Origin of the sequence: Bradyrhizobium sp. ORS 111, assembly GCF_045571485.1 — a bacterium.
Taxonomy (GTDB): Bacteria; Pseudomonadota; Alphaproteobacteria; order Rhizobiales; family Xanthobacteraceae; genus Bradyrhizobium.
The window spans coordinates 3,451,969-3,469,523 of the sequence record NZ_CP120701.1 but is presented as its reverse complement, the minus strand read 5'-3'; the positions used below and the strand labels follow the sequence as shown (position 1 = coordinate 3,469,523).

Genomic DNA, 17,555 nt, shown 5'->3' with positions numbered 1-17,555 from the left:
AGTTGCAATGTTCATGTCGCATTCAGCCCCGCGCGTTACGGTTGGCGACAGAGGGCACGGGTTCTGCAATGATCCGGCTCGGCGAATCGGGACTGAATGATTGTTGCGGGCCGCTGGCTGCGGCCCATATCGAAGGAGACGACATGAAATATCTTTTTGCAGCAGCAATTTTGGTCACGACCGCGTTCGCCGGAATGAGCGCGGCTGAGGCCGCTGGCGGTTGCGGCCCCGGCTGGCATCGCGGTCCTTACGGCGGTTGCGTCAGGAATCGCGGCCCCGTCGTGGTCGCTCCGGGCCCCGTCGTCGTGAGGCCGCCGGTTGTGGTGGCGCCGCGTGCACGTGTTTGCCCCTACGGCTTCGTCTGGCGTTACGGCCGCTGCCGCCCGATCTGATCGCGGCACGATACGATCAACCAAACCCCGCCTCGCGCGGGGTTTTTCTTTTGCGACATCCGTCATGCAGGGGCAGCGGCATCACATCACATGAACATCATGTCGCCGTCACCTCCTCCGCAAGCAGCAACAGATCGCGCGTGCGCGTCACCTCCGGCCAGTCGCGGTTGAAATCGTCAACCAGCCGCTTCATGTGATCGCTGCTCGCCGCGCGCTCCAGCGCCGCCTGGTCCGCGAACTGATACGTCGCCTGGTGCAGCGACGGATCGCTCAGGCTCCAGCACCGCCAGGCGCGCTGCGCCCCGAAGGACTTCATCGCGTCAGGCAGATGCTCGCGCGAATACCACGCGTCGAAGGCAGGCCGCTTGGCGGCATCCGTGACTGTGGCGCGGACGACGAAATAGGCAGCAGGCATTGGGCTCCTCCACAGTTTGTTTCGTTGCGCATGCGTGGCGACGCTTATGGCGCTGGTTCACGCAGCCGCCGCATGCTCCATGATATATCCGCATCCTGACAACGCCTGTTCGCGGAGACCACCCATGCCTGCCCGCCATCGCACCGCCCTGTTCGCCATGTTGCTGGCGACCTGCCCCGCCCTGCCGGTCGCGGCCGACGAGATCGTGTTGCCGCGCGAGGCGCAGATCGGGCCGCGGCCGTTCTATCTGGTCGACAAGATGAAGGATGGGCCGCTGAAGCGCGCCCTGAGCCAATGCACCGGCCCGTTCCACAGGACCGACTTCTCGATCGGCCACCGCGGCGCGGCGCTCCAGTTTCCCGAGCACAGCCGGGAATCCTATCTTGCCGCGGCGCGCATGGGCGCCGGCGTGATCGAGTGCGACGTCACCTTCACGAAGGACCGCCAACTGGTCTGCCGTCATTCGCAATGCGACCTGCAGAGCACGACCAACATCCTGACCGTACCGGACCTTGCCGCGAAGTGCTCGCAGCCGTTCAGCCCGGCCGATCCCTTAACCGGCAAGAAGGCCTCCGCGAAGTGCTGCACGTCAGACATCACGCTCGCCGAATTCAAGCGGCTGACCGCGAAGATGGACGGCTTCAATCCGAATGCGACGACGGCGGAAGACTATCAGAGCGGCACGCCGCGCTGGCGCACCGATCTCTATGCCACCACCGGCACCATGATGACGCATGACGAGAGCATCGCACTGATCAAAAGCCTGGGCGCGAAGTTCGTCCCCGAATTGAAGGCGCCGGAAGTGCCGATGCCGTTCGACGGCGACTACACCCAGGAAAAATACGCGACGCAAATGCTCGCCGCCTACAAGGCCGCCGGCATCCCCGCGAGCGACGTGTTTCCGCAGAGCTTCAATCTGAATGACATCCTCTATTGGGTGAAGACCGAACCGGATTTTGCGAAGCAGGCGATCTACCTGGAGGAACGCAGCGGTCTCGACCCCAACCGGCCCGAGACCTGGAAGCCCTCGATGGCGGAATTGAAGGCCTCGGGCGTCGCAATCCTGGGGCCGCCGATCTACGCGATGCTGGCGTTGAACGACAAGGGCGAGATCGTCCCCTCCGCCTACGCCAGGGCCGCGAAGGCCGCGGGCCTCGATCTGATCGGCTGGTCGCTGGAGCGCGACGGGCCGCTCAACAAGGGCGGCGGGTTCTACCACAAGTCGGTGAAGGCAGCGATCGACCGCGATGGCGACACCCTGACCGTGCTCGACGTGCTGGCAAAGCAGGTCGGCGTCCGCGCGATGTTCTCCGACTGGCCGGCGACGACGACGTTCTATGCGAACTGCATGGGGATGAAGTGAGGGTTGGCCGCGCCGACAAGGCGTTGGCGAATACGGCTACGTGCCACGGGCGCCGAGCCAGGGCCGCGCGGCTGCTGTCGATACCGTCATCCTGAGAGGCTGTGAATCTAATTGAAGGTTGGCAGCTTTAGCGGAGAGGGACTGCGGCGGGCAGAGGCTAGCGGTGATTGTTTGATTAGGCGGCGGCCTGCAGCAGGCGGTGTCCGGCCAGGATGTTGTTGGTGAGGGCGAACCAGCGCAGCACCGTTTGGACCTTTTCGAGGCCGCGGACCATAAACCGCTGCAGGCCCCAGTTGCGGAAGCGGGCGTTGATGCACTCTGCCTGGACGCGACGCCTGTAGACTGACTTGCCGTGCGGGCTTCTCATGCGGACGCGCCAGGCGGCGACACCCGGTCCATCCCTGTCGCTCGGCTGATAGGGATCGCGCCGATGCTTGCTGCGTGAAGGTGGCCCGTAGATTTTGATCCCGCGGCCAGCCGCCCACTCGGTATCGTCATTCTTGTTGAAGCCGCCATCGACCAGATGGCGCTTCGGCCATCGGCCATAGCGGCGGTTGATCTTGTCCAGCATCGGCCGGGCCAGGCCGCGGTCGGAACCGACCGTTGTGACGTCGGTGACGAGCACGATCTGACCACCGGCGGCAGTGGAGAGCTGGCAATTGTAGGCGGGACGGAAGCCACCATCGGCCATCTTCATGACGCGAGCATCGGGATCAGTGGTGGAGGCGCGCGGTTCCTTCTGCTTCTCGACCTGCTTCTTGTTGGTCGTGCTGCGCCGTTCGCGCTCGGCCTCGATCTCGGCCAGCTTCTTCAGCGCCGAGGCCACACGCGCCTCGCGTTCACGTGCGGCCCGTTCCTCGGCCGCAACGATCCGCCGGTTGCTGGCTTGCGGATCGTCAGTGGCTTCTTCCTTCAACTGGCGGATCAGCCGTTGCGCCTTGCGCAGCTCTTTGTGAAGCTTCTTGCGGCGACGGAACGATTTGGTCCCAGCCGACGCACGCACCCGGACCCCGTCCTGTGCCACCTCATCCAGGTCGATGACCCCGGCCACCGACAGGCTGGCGACAGTGTCGCTCAACAGCCGATCCAGAAGCTCCGGATGCGCCGTGCGGAAGTCGGCCAAGCCGTGATAGTTGACGCTGACCCCGCCGCACAGCCACCGATAGACGTCGTGGCTCTCACATAACCGCGCCAGCGCCCGCGCGCTGCCAACGCCCTCGCTCGTCGCATAAAGCCATAGCGCCAGCAAAAGCCGCGGGCTCGCCGGCGCCTGTCCCGGCGTGTGGGTGCGGGCTCTGATCGCCTCTTCAAGCTCCTGCAGATCAAGTTTCTCAACGTAGGCCCAGATCACCCGCACCGGGTGGTCGGCAGCCACCAATGCCTCTAGATCGACCGCCCGAAGTTCGATCTGATCGCGCACCGGCTCTCGCATCCGCGGCTCGCCCGCATCGTTCGCACGTGCTCGTGTCTGCTGCGGAAGATCCGAAAAGAGTTCATCGCCGGACATCGTTGCACCTCTCCAGTGTCCACAATCAGGAATCACTGCAAGCGTGCAAACTCAATCAAAATCTGCACAAAGATTCACAGGCTCTGAGGAGCGCGCTCCTGCACGCGTCTCGAAGGATGCACGGCCACCAGCCGAGACGCGCGGAGTCGTAATGCTGAGTTGCCCGACGACGGAAGCGGAATCTTGCCCGTCGGATTGATTTGTCGCAGGCCATCCACGCGCCTCGGCCATCGACCGCCCCTGGTCAATCCGTCCAGCGCGGCACAATGGCGGTCATACTTTGTTCAAAGAACGGATAGACAATCCAACCAAAACAAGAAGGCGGGCTGGGTCGACTTGCGTGGATCAAGCAACCAGAGGAGACAACCATGGCAACACAAGTCAAGCCGGTTCCCGAGGGATTCCACACCGTCACGCCCTATCTCGTCGTCGATGGCGCGGAGAAAATCATCAGCTTCATGAAAGAGGCGTTCGGAGCTCAACCGGTCTTCGAGCCGATGATGCGCCCCGATGGCAAGGTCATGCATGCGGAGTTCAAGATAGGAAACTCGATCGTGATGATCGCCGACTCCTCGGAGCGTGCCCAGGCTACGTCAACCATGCTGTATCTCTACGTGCCCAACGTCGATGCGGTCTATCAGATGGCGCTCAAGGCCGGCGCCACATCGTTGATGGAACCCGCGGATCAATTCTATGGGGACCGCAGCGGCGGCGTGAAGGACCCGGCCGGCAACCACTGGCATATCGGCACACATATCGAGGACGTGCCGCCGGCCGAACTCAAGAAGCGAGCGGCGAACTTCATGAAGCAACAACACAAGGCGGCCTAGGCGAAGGCGTGGCCGTCGCAGGGGGAATTGCCAGCCGCGTAACCCGCATGAGCGGAGCGCTATGCGGGTGAGCCATGCTGCGCTGATGGAGCGTCCCCGGATATCGCTGCGCTTGTCCGGGTTACGCCTCCGCGTAGGTCCGCGCATCAGATCAGCTTCAGTGGCGCATCGTGGACCACGCGAAGGTCGATGCTGCCGATCAGGCGCGCTCGGCGCGCCTCGGCGACACTGATCGCGGCCTCGGTCTGCCGCAGCGTGCTGACGTTCGATCCAAGCGACACGATGCCGCCGAGCACGAGCGCAATCGCTCCGAGTGCTGCGGCCGGACTATCTCCAAGCAGGCCGAGTATCGCGACAATCAACAGCACGAACCCGCCCGCGATTGCGACCTTAGACCCCAGAATGATCCGCCGGCATCGCTCGGCGATCTCGGCGAGGTCCTCGATCCGCTCTTCGAGCTCTGAAATCTCGTCGGTCGGCTCGTCTTCGATCGTCATGTTCAAGCTCTTAAGGCGGCTTAGGCGAAGCCGTAACCCGCCGCAGATCGCTTGGAGCGAAGGTGGTGGGTTACGTGTCGCTAACCCACTCTACGACACCGCTACAACGGCAAATTGTCGTGCTTCTTCGCAGGGATTTCCACCTTCTTGTCCTTCAGCATCGCCAGCGCACGCGCGATCCGCCGCCTGGTTGAATGCGGCATGATCACGTCGTCGATATAGCCGCGCTCGGCGGCGATGAAGGGGGACAGGAAGCGGTCTTCGTATTCCTTGGTGCGCGCGGCGATCTTGTCGGGGTCGCCGATGTCCGAGCGAAAGATGATCTCCACCGCGCCCTTGGCGCCCATCACCGCGATCTGCGCGGTCGGCCAGGCGTAGTTCATGTCGGCGCCGATCTCCTTCGACGCCATGACGTCGAAGGCGCCGCCATAGGCCTTGCGGGTGATGATGGTGACGAGCGGCACCGTGCACTGCGAATAGGCGAACAGCAGCTTGGCGCCGTGCTTGATCAGGCCGCCATATTCCTGCGCGGTGCCCGGCAGGAAGCCCGGCACGTCGACAAAGGTAACGATCGGGATGTTGAAGGCATCGCAGAACCGCACGAACCGCGCGGCCTTGCGCGAGGCATCGCTGTCGAGCACGCCGGCCAGCACCATCGGCTGGTTGGCGACGAAGCCGACGGTGCGCCCGGCGATGCGGCCGAAGCCGGTGACGATATTCTTGGCGAAGGTTTCCGAGATCTCGAAGAAGTCGCCCTCGTCGACGACCTTCAGGATCAGCTCCTTCATGTCGTAGGGCTTGTTCGGATTGTCGGGGATCAGCGTGTCCAAGGACATGTCGAGGCGGCCGACATCGTCAAAGCTCGGCCATTCCGGCACGCCGTCGGTGTTGTTGGATGGCAGGAAGTCGATCAGGCGGCGCATCTGCAAGAGAGCATCGACGTCGTTCTCGAACGCGCCGTCGGCGATCGAGGAGCGGGTGGCGTGCACCGAGGCGCCGCCGAGCTCCTCCGCGGTCACCACCTCGTTGGTGACGGTCTTCACCACGTCCGGGCCGGTGACGAACATGTAGCTGGTGTTCTTCACCATGAAGATGAAGTCGGTCATCGCGGGCGAATAGACGTCGCCGCCGGCGCAGGGGCCCATGATGACGGAGATCTGCGGGATCACGCCCGAGGCGATGACATTGCGGCGGAACACGTAGGAATAGCCTGCGAGCGCTGCGACGCCCTCCTGGATGCGCGCGCCGCCGGCGTCATAGAGGCCGATGATCGGCGCCCTCGCCTTCATCGCCATGTCCTGCAGCTTGGTGATCTTCAGCGCGTGGGTTTCCGACAGCGAGCCGCCGAACACGGTGAAGTCCTTGGCGAAGACGAAGGTCTTGCGGCCGTTGACCGTGCCCCAGCCGGTGACGACGCCGTCGCCGGGGATCTTGGTCTTCTCCATGCCGAACTCGATCGAGCGGTGCTCGACGAACATGTCGAATTCCTCGAACGACCCCTTGTCCAGCAGAAGCTCGATCCGCTCGCGCGCGGTCAGCTTGCCGCGGGCGTGCTGCGCCTCGATGCGCTTCTCGCCGCCGCCAAGCTTGGCGCCGGCGCGCCGTTCTTCGAGGGTATCGAGGATATCTTTCATCTGCTTCCGCCCGTATTAGCTACTGGACCACCGTTTGCGGGATGGTGCCGACGTATTGTCTTGATGCGAACCGGTTCCCACTTCGCCCGGAGACGCTTTAGCACGGCCGTTTCGTAACCGGAAACCGCCTTATGGGCGGGTTGGGGCGCAAAAACGGTAGGATTTTCCGATATCTGGGGAGATGGCAATGACCGAAACGACCGAGGCCGAGACCGGCGCACCGACCGGCGGGGTGCGCACCCTGCTCCGGCTGGAGGGCCTGGTGCTGTTCCTGGGGATGACCGTGCTCTACGCGCAATGGGAGGGCTCGTGGCTAGTCTATGTCCTGCTCTTCCTGGTGCCCGACTTGAGCTTCGCCGCCTATCTCGCCGGCCCCCGGGTCGGCGCCATCGTCTATAACGCGGCCCATGCCTATCTGGCGCCGGTGGCGCTGATGACGCTGGGCTTCGCCAGCGCCGAGCCGCTGGTGCTCTCGATCGCGATGATCTGGCTCGCCCATATCGGGATCGACCGCGCGCTCGGCTACGGGCTGAAATATTCCAGAGGCTTCGGCTTCACCCATCTCGGGCGGATCGGGAAGGACAAATTGACAGGCTGACGGACGCTTGCTGTAGTCGCGCGCCAAGGGCGAACCGCAGACTTTTCCGGGGGCATCCGATGCTGACAGACTGGCGCCTGGCCGCGACGGCCATCCTCTTTTGCTGCGCCGTGCTGTTCACCTGCATCGAGACCAGCGCGCAGCAGATCCCGAAGGAGATTGCCGCCCGCACCGAGATCTACGCCATTCCCTCGCTGACGATCTCCGACCAGCAATTCCTGACCGGCGACAGCAACGGCAAGCCGGTCACGGTCGGTGGCGAACTCAGGATCGCGCAAGGCAGCGGCCGGCTGCCGGTCGTGGTGCTGATGCACGGCTCGAGCGGCGTCGGCAGCGGGATGGACGCCTGGGTGCGCCAGTTCAACGGCATGGGAATCTCGACCTTCGTAATCGACGGCTTCTCCGGCCGCGGCCTGACCGCGACCGGCCCGAACCAGGCGCTGCTCGGCCGGCTCAATCTGATCGTCGACATCTACCGCTCGCTGGAGATCTTGGCGAAGCACCCGCGGGTCGATCCTGATCGCATCGCGCTGATGGGGTTCTCGCGCGGCGGACAGGCGGCGCTCTATGCGAGCCTCGACCGCTTCAACAAGCTCTGGAACAAGTCCGGCGTGCAGTTCGCGGCCTATATCCCGTTCTATCCGGATTGCTCGACCAGCTATTTGGCCGACACCGAAGTCGCAGCGCGTCCGATCCGGATCTTCCACGGAACGCCAGACGACTATAATCCGGTGGCGAGCTGCAAGGCCTATGTCGCGCGCCTCAAAGAGGCCAAGCGCGACGTGGCGCTGACCGAATATCCGGATTCCGCGCACGGCTTCGATTCCGGCCTGCTCGGCAACAACACGGTGGTGGAAGCAACCACCTCGCAAACCGTCCGCCACTGCACCATCAGGGAAGGCGAAGGCGGCGTCTTGATGAACGCGGCAACGCAGGAGCCGTTCAGCTACAAGGATGCCTGCGTCGAGCGCGGCCCGCATGTCGGCGGCAATCCGACCACCGCGATCGAGGCGCGCAAGGCGGTCAGCGACTTCCTGCAGACGCTGTTTGGGCTGGGGTAGCCGCGAGAGCGAATTGGTAGTCACAAAAGGCGGTGAGCTCCCTCTCCCGCTTGCGGGGGAGGGTTGGGGTGGGGGTGTCTCCACGAAGAGAGATCCTTCGTATGGAAAGAGCCCCCACCCACAAGCGGGAGAGGTGAGCAAGTCACGCGAACCTTCGCGCGAACACGACACAGGCGACGACCAGCGCGGTCGCCGCGATCATCGTCCACGGCACCTCTTCGTGCAGCAGCAAGCCGGCCAGCGCGAGGCCGAAGAACGGTTGCAGCAGTTGCAACTGGCCGACGCTGGCGATGCCGCCGAGCGCAAGCCCACGATACCAGAATACGAAGCCGACCAGCATGCTGAAGACAGAGACATAGGCGAGCCCGAGCCAGGCCGGAACGCCGATGCCGTCCCAGCTCGAAGGCAGCGTTGCGATCGTCAACACGAGCACCGGCGGCGCCGAGAGCACCAGCGCCCACGAGATCACCTGCCAGCCGCCGAGCCGGCGCGACAGCGTCGCGCCTTCGGCGTAGCCGAGACCGCAGACGATGATGGCGGCGACCATCAAAAGGTCCCCGGTCAGCGAGGCGGCTCCGCCGTTCGAGATCGCGAATGCCGCCACAGTGGCGCTGCCGAGGCAGGAGAACAGCCAGAACAGCGGCTTCGGCCGCTCGCCGCCGCGCAGCACGCCGAAGATCGCGGTCGACAGCGGCAGCAGGCCGATGAAGACGATCGAATGCGCCGAGGTGATGTGCTGAAGCGCGAGCGCTGTCAGCAGCGGAAAGCCGAGCACGACCCCAAGCGCGGTGATCGTGAGCGACACCAGATCCTCACGCTTCGGCCACGACTGCCGCAGCACCGCGAGCAGTGCCGCCCCCAGCACCGCCGCGATCAGGGCGCGCGCCGCGGTGAGGAACAGCGGCGAAAAGCCGGCGACCGCAACCCGCGTCGCCGGCAGCGAGCCGCTGAAGATGATTACGCCGAGCATGCCGCTGCCCCAGCCGTCGAGCGACACCCTGCTCATCGCCTCGCCCGACACCACTCTCGAATCGGTCATCGCACCTCGCTTTCCGCGCGGGTGAGATAGGTCGAACCACGAGCACGCGGCGCCCCCTCTCCCGCTTGCGGGGGAGGGTTGGGGTGGGGGTATCTCCACAAGGAACGCTCTTCGTGATGGAAAGAGCCCCCACCCGCATTGCATCTCCGATGCAATGCGACCTCCCCCGCAAGCGGGAGAGGTGCAGCGAGTGTGCCGCTGGACCGGTTCAATCGAATCTCATCCTGCTCTTTGCGGCGAACATAACCACCGCGGGCTGGCCAAGGCACTTACAGATCAGTACAATACTGCCAAACTGTATGGGTGAAGGTAGGCATACACTTGCAGCAACCGTTCGACCGCAGCAAGGCGACGCGGACCGCCGACGTGATGAATGCGATCCGCGCCAGAGTGGCGAGCCGTGCGCTGGTCGCCGACGATCGACTGCCCTCGATCAGGAGCTTCGCGGCGAGCATGGGCGTGTCGCCCTCCACCGTGGTCGAAGCATATGACCGGCTGGTCGCCGAGGGCCTGATCCGGGCGAGGCCCGGGTCCGGCTTTTACGTCTCGGCCACCGCGCTGCCGCCGCTGGCGCTGGCGAAGGACCAGCCGCAGCGCGACCGCGCCGTCGATCCGTTCTGGGTGTCGCGGCAGTCGCTCGATAGCGACGGCGCCACGCTGAAGCCGGGCTGCGGCTGGCTGCCGGCCGACTGGATGCCGATAGAGGCACTGCGCCGCGCCCTGCGCAGTCTGGCGCGGGCCGAGGACGCCGCGCTCTCGGACTACGGCGCCACCCGCGGCTCGCTCACGCTGCGCCGGATCCTGATGGCCCGCTTCGCCGACGAAGGACTGGAGCTGCCGGCCGAGCAATTGCTGCTGACCGCCTCCGGCACGCAGGCGATCGATCTGATCTGCCGCTTCCTGCTGCGCCCGGGCGATACCGTGCTGGTCGACGATCCCTGCTACTTCAACTTCCGTGCCCTGCTCCGCGCGCATCAAGTCAAAATCGTCAGCGTGCCTTACACGCCGTCGGGTCCTGATGTCGCGCGCTTCGAGGCAGTCGTCGCCGCCGAGCGGCCGCGCCTCTATGTTACCAACTCGGCGCTGCATAACCCGACCGGCGCGACGCTGTCGCCGCAGACCGCGCACCGGCTGTTGAACGCCGCCGCGACCTACGACCTGACGATCGTCGAGGACGACATCTTCGCCGATTTCGAGCCTGAACCGTCGGCGCGGCTGGCTGCGCTTGATGGGCTCAACCGCGTGATCCGGATCGGCAGTTTCTCCAAGACGCTGTCGGCCTCGGTGCGCTGCGGCTATATCGCCGCGCGCGCCGACTGGATCGAGGACCTGGTCGATCTGCAAGTCGCCACCGGCTTCGGCGGCCCGAGCGCGGTCGCCACCGAGATCATCGGAAGCGTGCTCGCCAGCGGCTTCTATCGCAAGCATGTCGAGGAGCTGCGGCGACGGTTGGCGCGCGCCCGCCGCGACGTCGGCGACAGGCTGCAGCGGCTTGGCATTGCGCCATGGCTGATGCCGCGCGGCGGCTTCTATCTGTGGTGCCGCCTGCCCGCAGGCTGCGACTCCGCCGACGTGGCGCGCGCGGCGCTGGCAGACAATGTCGTGCTCGCGCCGGGCAATGTGTTCAGCGCCTCGCAATCGGCCGCCGCCTTCATGCGCTTCAACGTCGCACAATGCCGCGACCCGAAGGTGATGGCGGCGCTGCAGCGAGCGATCCGGCGCTAATTCGCCCTCGGCGGTCGTCGCGGAACCTACATCGGCGCGGCCGCTGAGAACCTTTGGAACCCTGCTGCGTTGATGGGCATCCATCGTCAGAGGAGGCCAAAGATGTCTCGATCCACACTCGCCGGGGCCAGCCTGGTGCTGCTGTCAATGTGCGTGTCCGCCCCGTCCCCGCAAGCCGCACCCGCCTCGCCCTTCCTTGCCATGGCCGGCTCATGGTCCGGCGGCGGCGTCCTGACCACGTCGGATGGCATGCAAGAACGGCTGCGCTGCCGGGCGAACTACAACGTCGCCGGGGCCGGCGCCGAGCTTCGCTTGTCGCTCAGATGCGCCAGCGAGAGCTATAATTTCGATCTGGCCAGCGAGGTTGAATATCGTGGCGGCGCAATCTCCGGCCAATGGACCGAAGCGAGCCGCAATGCATCCGGAACCATTTCGGGACGCGCAGCCGGCGATCACGTCGAAGCTGCCGCACGCGGTAATAATTTCTCCGCCAATCTGTCGCTGACGACACGCGGCAGCAGACAATCCGTGTCGATCCGACCAGAGCCGAACAGCAGCATAAGAGCGGTTTCACTCTCGCTCACGCGGCACTAGGGCCCGTCAGATCGCGACGATATCGGTGAGGCATTGCTGCGTCACGCTCATTCGCGCGTCGATCTGCGCCTGCGTCTTGCAGTCCATGTTCATCGCGAACACCGTCACCGCATCGCCCTTCTCGACCCAGCCGACCAACCAGCCGAGCGAGCCGTGCGCCTTGTCGGTCAACCCGGTCTTGGCGCGGATCACGGCATCGCCGACCTTGGTCACCGGGAGAATGTCGCGCACCAGCTCCTGACTGCGCTTGGACACCGGAAGCACGCCGCGGCGCAGCCGGTCGACGAAATCGACCTGCTGGATCGGATCGATCCGCAAATTGCCGGACACCCAGAACTGGTCGATGCCGCCGCCGATGTCGCGATTGCCATAGTCGAGCATGTCGACATATGTCTTCATGCGCTCCTCACCGATCCGGCGCGCGATCTCCTGATAGACCGGGAATGCCGACACCGCGATCGCCGAGCGCAGCGTGTGATCCTTGTTCCAGGCGGCGATGCTGCGGGTCACGCCGTCCCACTTGAACACGTCCTTGTCGGGGTCCTGCACCACGCCGGTCTCGAGCGCGATCAGCGAGTTCGGGATCTTGAAGGTCGAGGCCGGCAGCTTGCCCTCGCCCGACCGGTTCTTGTCGCTCGCGATGATCAGGTAGTCCTCGACCTTGTAGCCGACGAACGTGCCGACGGTGCCGAGATCGAAGAACCGCCGCGCGAGATCCTCGCGAAACTCGCTGCGCTGGTAGGACACGTTGGCGAAGCTGCGCGATGGCAGCGTGCTAGCTGCGGCGAGGAGACCGAGCGCATGGCGGCGATTGATCACGGCGGGCCCTGAACAGTTCTTGACGCTGACCACGATGGTTGATGCCATCGTGGTCAAAGGATGGCAATGGGCTTATCTCACCCGGCCCGACAGACGCAGCACGAAGATCAGCACCTCGGCGACCGCCTTGTAGAGCTCAGCCGGAATCTCGTCGCCGAGTTCGACATTGGAGAGTGCGCCGGCCAGCACCTCGTTCTCCTCGATCGGGATGTCATGGGCCTTCGCGACCTCGATGATCTTGGCGCCGATCGTGCCCCTGCCCTTGGCGACGACGCGGGGCGCGCCGGAGTGATCGTAATGCAGGGCGACCGCGAGCTGGGACTTGACGTCGCTCATAGCGCCCGATCCAGGAAATGGCCGGCGCGCGCGGGTGCTGCTTGCGGCGGCACGCCGTCGCGGATCTCGATCTCGCCGGGCGTGAGCTCGGCCCTGGCGAGTGCCTGGCTCAACTCGGCGGCGCCGTCGCGCAACCGCGCCACGGTTGACGGCCGTTCCGCCCACATTCGCACCGATGTACGCTCGCCGCTCAGGGAGACCAGCGCGTGCACCGGCCCCGCCGGCTCGACGTCGAGCGTGAAGCGCGCCCGCCACACCCGCCTGGCCGCCTCGGCGGCCTCGCTGCCGCCATCGCGGGAAATCTCGAACTGCGCCATCGCCGTGCCCTGCGGGGTCAGGAACGGGATTTCGAAATTCCAGCGCGGCGTTATCGCATCGATCTGCGCGCGCAGGGCGTCGCCCCGGTCCGGCAGCGACGCGACCTGCAGCAGCGTCTGCCGCGCAAGTGCGGCATCGGTGTTTTCCATCAAGCGGTGCGCAACGGTCGCAAGCGGCGCGTCTGGCGCGATCGATGGCGCGGCCACGGCCTGCGCCGCCGGCAGCCCGCCGCGGAACGGCGGCGGCGGTGTGTTGGTGCGCGCGATGTCGCCGGTTTGCATGTCCGGTGGACCAGCGCCAGGCCGGGCCGGACCATCGAGCTCATGCAGGGCCTCCTGAAGCAGATTGAGCGCGCCACCTGGTGACGGACCGGCGTCGAGCGCGTCGGCAAGCGCACCGACAAGGCGCGCACCGCCAGGTGCGAGATCCTCCGCGACCGGCACGCGCGCCTGCGGCAACAGGATCTCCTGCACGTCGAAGTCGGGCGCGGCCGGCGGCACCAGGTCTGGCGCTGATCCAAGGTTCGACAGCGGCGCCTCCTGAGCCACCGGCGCGGAGGGCGCGCGGGCAGCATCGCTGGATCCAAGCGACGATTGCAAGGTCTGGCGCAGCACGATCAGGGCGGCCTTGAGGTCGGGCACGTGACCTGTGGGCGGCGCCGCGCCCAAGGCCAGTGAGGCCTCGAACAGCACGCCGGATTTCTGGAACGCGGCCTTGACCGCGTCGCCGCTGAGATTGTCGTCGAGGCTCGTCTGTTGCGCCAATACCTGCGCGATCGCCGCTTGCAGCTTCGGCGGCAGATTGGCCGATGCGATTGCGGCCAGATTGGCAAACAGCGGGCCCTGGCTGTTCTGCGCCGTCGCAGCGCTCTGCACGGCTGCCGTGACGGCGACACGCTCGAGCGGCGTCAGCACGGTCCGGGGCGGTGTAGCATTCGGCTGCGATGTGGTGCCAACGTCGGCCGCCACGGCCGGCGACAGCTTCGCCGCATCGACCGATGCGCCGACTGCCTCCTCACCCGATCCGATCACTTGCAGGCGAACGCCGTCCTGCGTGTTCAAGACGGCAAGCTGCAGGGTTTGGCCCTGCTGCAGCGGCACTTCGGACTGCACGTCGATCGACAGGCTCGCGATCGCGATCCGCACCAGATCGGCGGACAGCACCTTCAGCACCTGAGCGTTGACCACATTGCCCGCTTGCAGGGTGAGGTCCGGCGCAACGCTCCCCGCAGCCTGGGGCACGGGCACCGGCAGCACGGGGTTGATGGTGGTTGCCATGTCGGGGTCTCGGCCGGCCGGTAAGATCGTGCGGCAGGCTAGCCGAGCGCCCTAAACCACTCGTTAACCGCCGGCCGGCCTCAGCGCTTGGAGAATACTCGCCGCGGCCTTGAAATCGACCAGCCGGGCTGCGCGCCGCGCGGCGACCTCCTCATCGATGCCCCACTTCTCGATGTTCCAGTCCTCGTCGACATGCGCGGCGGCCCAGACCTGGTCCTCGTCGCGAAAGCCATGCGCCAGCGCCAACGCCAATAGCGCCGAGCCGGTCAGCGTCGTCACCACATGAACCGCGGCGACCGACCATGGATCAGCCGGAAAGGCACTCCGCGCCGCCGCGATCGCGGCGGCGGGCTGGCCGACATGCATGATCCCCTCGGCGAGGATGAAATGGGCACCGAGCGTGTCGGCGGCCCAGAACATGACCGGGTCCCAATGCGCAGCTTCGCGCGCCACCAATGCCTCGGGATGACCGGCACGATAGAACAGCATGTCGCTGCCGAGAAATTTCGCGGCGTCTTCGGACACCTCGTCGACGCGATCGATCACTCCCTCGACGACGCTGTTGGCAAAGCGCGTCAGCGGCATGGTCAGGGGATCGATGGTCTCGCCCTGCGCATTCCACTCGGCCGCGACCGTGTCGGCGATCGCACGCGTCGGCACGACGATCGGCTTGCCCGAGGGCGAGCGGATCGGCCGGCCGTCGAGCGCAACTGAAAATCCGCCGTCGGCCTCCGCGACACCGGCGCTCTCATAGAAGCGTTTACGCTGGGGCGCACGGGTATGACGCCGCACCGCCTCCTGCGGATCGAACTGGGATTGTCCTGCAACTTCGTCAAAGAGTTCGCGCATCGCGCCGGCCGGCTTTGGTTCCGAGGGATTTGCCTGCAAGATATGTCAGGGACGCCGGCAAATAAAGCTGATGGGATGCGCCAAAATCCTCGCAGGCCTTGAATTCGTCGTTTGGGCTCGCGCGGCCGCGGCCGACGCCGGTTCCGTTCGCTGGAATCGTGGATCCGCAACGCGCGATCCCGCGGGCACGCGGCCCGCTGCCTCGTCATGGGCTATCGGCTCCGGTCGCCGACGAGAAGATTCTTGTAGACCTTTCCGTCCTTCATGATGACCAGGAAATTCTTTGCCGGGTCCTCCACAAGCTTGATGTTGTCGATTGGATTGCCATCGACCAACAGAAGATCGGCCAGCGCACCTTCCTCCACCACGCCCAGCCTGCCCGGATACGGATTTCGAGGTCCCGACATATCGAGCAATTCGGCATTCTCCGAAGTCGCCATGATGAGCGCTTCGGCCGGCGTATACCATCGCGTAAGGGTGGTCAGCATGGCTCCCTGGCGATCGGCCAGCGCTTTCGAGAACAGGACGTCGGTCCCGAATGCCGTCTTCAGTTTGTACTTCTTCGCAAAGCCGTAGACCCTGTCGGTGCCCGCTACGACCTGTCGCATCTTGTCCTGCTCCGCAGGCCCGAGGGCACTGGCGCCGGCCAGATCGACGAAGGGTTGGGTGCTCAGCCATATTCCCTTCTCAGCCATCATGCGCGCTGTCGCATCGTCCATCAGGTGACCGTGTTCGATACATTTCACACCCGCGGCGATCGATCGCTGGATCGCAACCGGCGTATACGCGTGGACAGCGACATAGGTCCCCCAATTCTCGGCCGCTTCCACCGCGGCATGTAGCTCAGCTTCAGTGAACGTCGATACGTCGAGCGGGCTGAATGGCGATGCGACTCCACCGCCGGCGGTGAGCTTGACCTGCGAGGCGCCTTGCATGAGCTGCTCGCGGGCACGCACGCGGACCTCGTCCGGGCTGTCCGCGACCATGCTGCCGCCTATTCTCTCCATGCGGCTGAGCATGCCACCGATCGTCCTCGGCAGTTCGGAAAGCTGGCGGAAGTCGCCATGTCCGCCGGTGATGGTGATGATGGCACCGGATGGGTAGATGCGAGGTCCTGCGACGAGGTCCTCGTCGATTGCCCGCTTGAGCCCAAAGCTCGGTCCGCCCATGTCGCGAACGGTGGTGAAGCCCCGCATGAGCGTGGCCGTGGCCTCCGCCGCCGCGAGCAGGTTCATGTAGCCGACGTCGTCTGAGATCGCGGCCGCCGGCGTCGGACGCACCAGCATCGCATGCCAATGCGCGTCGATCAGACCCGGCATCAGCACCCGTCCATCGCCGGCAATCACTTGCGCATCGGTCGTAATCGCGTCAGTCGAAATCGTCTCGATCTTGTGGTTCCGGACCAGCACGTTGGACGGAGCGGAGAGCGCACCATGCTTCCCATCGAAGATGCGGACGTTCTGGAACAGGATCCCGGAGTCCTGTTCAGCCTGCCCCGGCAGCGAAGTCAGGAGGCCTAGCCCAATCGACGCGATCAGCGCAGTGATCCTGAAGCCTGACGTTCTCGAAGCTGACATGTCCACTCTCCGCCAGGCGCGCCGGGTTCGACATAGGTCTCGCTGTGCACACAGGACCGATCTGATTTTCTGCTGCTGCGTGAGCGTTCTGCCGCTCGCTGATGGATCGAGTACCTAACCGGCGGTTCTGGCGGCAGGCTGCAAGGCATAGGTCAGCCATCCGATGCCGTGTGACAGCAGGTCGATCCCGAGCAGCAACCCGAGCACCCACAGTCCGGTGGCCGGAAATCCGGTCAGGATGATGAGCCCCGCCAAAACGCCGAAGACGCCGGACGCCACCATGATCCAGCCGGACTGCTGCCAATGCCCGATGCCGACCAGCAGGCGCACGATCCCGGACAGCAAGAGCAACAGACCAAGCACGTAAGTCAGGATCAGCGCACTCGTCACCGGCTGGCTCAGCAGGACGATTCCGAATGCAAGATAGAGGGCTCCGAGCACAAGTTGCCATACGAAGCCGCCCCACCCCTTCGTCCAGAAGGCGTGCAGGATCTCGAAGGCGCCGGCGACGATGGCCGTCCAGCCGATAAAGATCGCGCTGATCACGGTGAACAGCGCGACGTCTCCCAGGACGACAAGGCCCGCAAGCACCATGACGATACCGAGCAGAACACACACCCAGAGTGGCGGTGTGGGCAGGCCGCGGAGCATATTGGAGCTGTTCTCATAAGTTGTCATGTTGGTCTCCCGATCTCGAGCGGCCATGCCGTGCTTCGCCATGTCC

18 protein-coding genes are annotated in these 17,555 nt (G+C 65.1%); 7 read left to right on the top strand and 11 right to left on the bottom strand.

Going from position 1 to position 17,555, the window contains the following annotated elements:
* Positions 1 to 143: 143 nt before the first annotated feature.
* The gene (locus P6U30_RS16010; RefSeq protein ID WP_407169889.1) at positions 144 to 392 is read left to right on the top strand and encodes a GCG_CRPN prefix-to-repeats domain-containing protein; all 249 of its coding nucleotides are present in this window, start codon (positions 144 to 146) and stop codon (positions 390 to 392) included.
* Positions 393 to 489: 97 nt separating this feature from the next.
* Here P6U30_RS16010 and P6U30_RS16005 read toward each other — a convergent pair whose 3' ends face one another.
* Positions 490 to 807, bottom strand: coding sequence for a hypothetical protein (locus P6U30_RS16005; RefSeq protein WP_407169888.1), 318 nt, complete (start codon positions 805 to 807; stop codon positions 490 to 492).
* 124 nt (positions 808 to 931) lie between these two features.
* Here P6U30_RS16005 and P6U30_RS16000 point away from each other — a divergent pair, with 124 nt between their 5' ends.
* A complete protein-coding gene (locus P6U30_RS16000; protein ID WP_407169887.1) occupies positions 932 to 2,170 on the top strand; it encodes a glycerophosphodiester phosphodiesterase family protein in 1,239 nt (412 codons plus the stop codon).
* A 175-nt stretch (positions 2,171 to 2,345) separates the two neighbouring features.
* Here the strand turns inward: P6U30_RS16000 and P6U30_RS15995 are convergent, their stop codons facing one another.
* Entirely contained in the window at positions 2,346 to 3,677 is a 1,332-nt protein-coding gene (locus P6U30_RS15995) for an IS1182 family transposase (protein ID WP_407165344.1), read from the bottom strand.
* Between the two features lie 368 nt (positions 3,678 to 4,045).
* On the opposite strand from P6U30_RS15995, the gene P6U30_RS15990 reads away from it, so the two are divergent.
* Positions 4,046 to 4,507 carry a VOC family protein gene (locus P6U30_RS15990; RefSeq protein ID WP_407169886.1) on the top strand — a complete coding sequence of 154 codons (462 nt, stop codon included), beginning with the start codon at positions 4,046 to 4,048 and terminating at the stop codon, positions 4,505 to 4,507.
* A 146-nt stretch (positions 4,508 to 4,653) separates the two neighbouring features.
* Here the strand turns inward: P6U30_RS15990 and P6U30_RS15985 are convergent, their stop codons facing one another.
* Entirely contained in the window at positions 4,654 to 5,004 is a 351-nt protein-coding gene (locus tag P6U30_RS15985) for a hypothetical protein (RefSeq protein WP_407169885.1), read from the bottom strand.
* 101 nt (positions 5,005 to 5,105) lie between these two features.
* Entirely contained in the window at positions 5,106 to 6,638 is a 1,533-nt protein-coding gene (locus P6U30_RS15980) for an acyl-CoA carboxylase subunit beta (protein ID WP_407151973.1), read from the bottom strand.
* 187 nt (positions 6,639 to 6,825) lie between these two features.
* Between P6U30_RS15980 and P6U30_RS15975 the strand changes: the two genes are divergently transcribed.
* Both P6U30_RS15975 and P6U30_RS15970 read left to right on the top strand, forming a co-directional pair.
* Positions 6,826 to 7,236 carry a DUF4260 domain-containing protein gene (locus tag P6U30_RS15975; RefSeq protein WP_407151972.1) on the top strand — a complete coding sequence of 137 codons (411 nt, stop codon included), beginning with the start codon at positions 6,826 to 6,828 and terminating at the stop codon, positions 7,234 to 7,236.
* 59 nt (positions 7,237 to 7,295) lie between these two features.
* Positions 7,296 to 8,297 (top strand): dienelactone hydrolase family protein, encoded by a 1,002-nt coding sequence (locus tag P6U30_RS15970; RefSeq protein ID WP_407169884.1) that lies wholly within the window; start codon positions 7,296 to 7,298, stop codon positions 8,295 to 8,297.
* Positions 8,298 to 8,439: 142 nt separating this feature from the next.
* Here the strand turns inward: P6U30_RS15970 and P6U30_RS15965 are convergent, their stop codons facing one another.
* A complete protein-coding gene (locus tag P6U30_RS15965; protein WP_407169883.1) occupies positions 8,440 to 9,336 on the bottom strand; it encodes a DMT family transporter in 897 nt (298 codons plus the stop codon).
* 369 nt (positions 9,337 to 9,705) lie between these two features.
* On the opposite strand from P6U30_RS15965, the gene P6U30_RS15960 reads away from it, so the two are divergent.
* Both P6U30_RS15960 and P6U30_RS15955 read left to right on the top strand, forming a co-directional pair.
* The gene (locus tag P6U30_RS15960) at positions 9,706 to 11,061 is read left to right on the top strand and encodes a PLP-dependent aminotransferase family protein (RefSeq protein WP_407170464.1); all 1,356 of its coding nucleotides are present in this window, start codon (positions 9,706 to 9,708) and stop codon (positions 11,059 to 11,061) included.
* Positions 11,062 to 11,163: 102 nt separating this feature from the next.
* Positions 11,164 to 11,655, top strand: a complete 492-nt coding sequence (locus tag P6U30_RS15955; protein ID WP_407169882.1) for a hypothetical protein — start codon at positions 11,164 to 11,166, stop codon at positions 11,653 to 11,655.
* A 6-nt stretch (positions 11,656 to 11,661) separates the two neighbouring features.
* On the opposite strand, the gene blaOXA is transcribed toward P6U30_RS15955, so the two are convergent.
* From blaOXA to P6U30_RS15925, 6 genes are all read right to left on the bottom strand, one after another.
* Positions 11,662 to 12,474 carry a class D beta-lactamase gene (gene blaOXA, locus P6U30_RS15950; protein WP_407170463.1) on the bottom strand — a complete coding sequence of 271 codons (813 nt, stop codon included), beginning with the start codon at positions 12,472 to 12,474 and terminating at the stop codon, positions 11,662 to 11,664.
* A gap of 72 nt (positions 12,475 to 12,546) precedes the next feature.
* A complete protein-coding gene (locus P6U30_RS15945; protein WP_407169881.1) occupies positions 12,547 to 12,810 on the bottom strand; it encodes an EscU/YscU/HrcU family type III secretion system export apparatus switch protein in 264 nt (87 codons plus the stop codon).
* Positions 12,807 to 14,405 carry a flagellar hook-length control protein FliK gene (locus P6U30_RS15940; protein WP_407169880.1) on the bottom strand — a complete coding sequence of 533 codons (1,599 nt, stop codon included), beginning with the start codon at positions 14,403 to 14,405 and terminating at the stop codon, positions 12,807 to 12,809. The genes P6U30_RS15945 and P6U30_RS15940 overlap by 4 nt, the downstream gene beginning before the upstream one ends.
* A gap of 63 nt (positions 14,406 to 14,468) precedes the next feature.
* Positions 14,469 to 15,254 carry an ATP12 family chaperone protein gene (locus tag P6U30_RS15935; protein ID WP_407169879.1) on the bottom strand — a complete coding sequence of 262 codons (786 nt, stop codon included), beginning with the start codon at positions 15,252 to 15,254 and terminating at the stop codon, positions 14,469 to 14,471.
* Positions 15,255 to 15,466: 212 nt separating this feature from the next.
* Positions 15,467 to 16,831: an amidohydrolase family protein gene (locus P6U30_RS15930; RefSeq protein WP_407169878.1), complete on the bottom strand. Its 1,365-nt coding sequence runs from the start codon at positions 16,829 to 16,831 to the stop codon at positions 15,467 to 15,469.
* 114 nt (positions 16,832 to 16,945) lie between these two features.
* Entirely contained in the window at positions 16,946 to 17,509 is a 564-nt protein-coding gene (locus P6U30_RS15925; protein WP_407169877.1) for an HdeD family acid-resistance protein, read from the bottom strand.
* Positions 17,510 to 17,555: the final 46 nt, after the last annotated feature.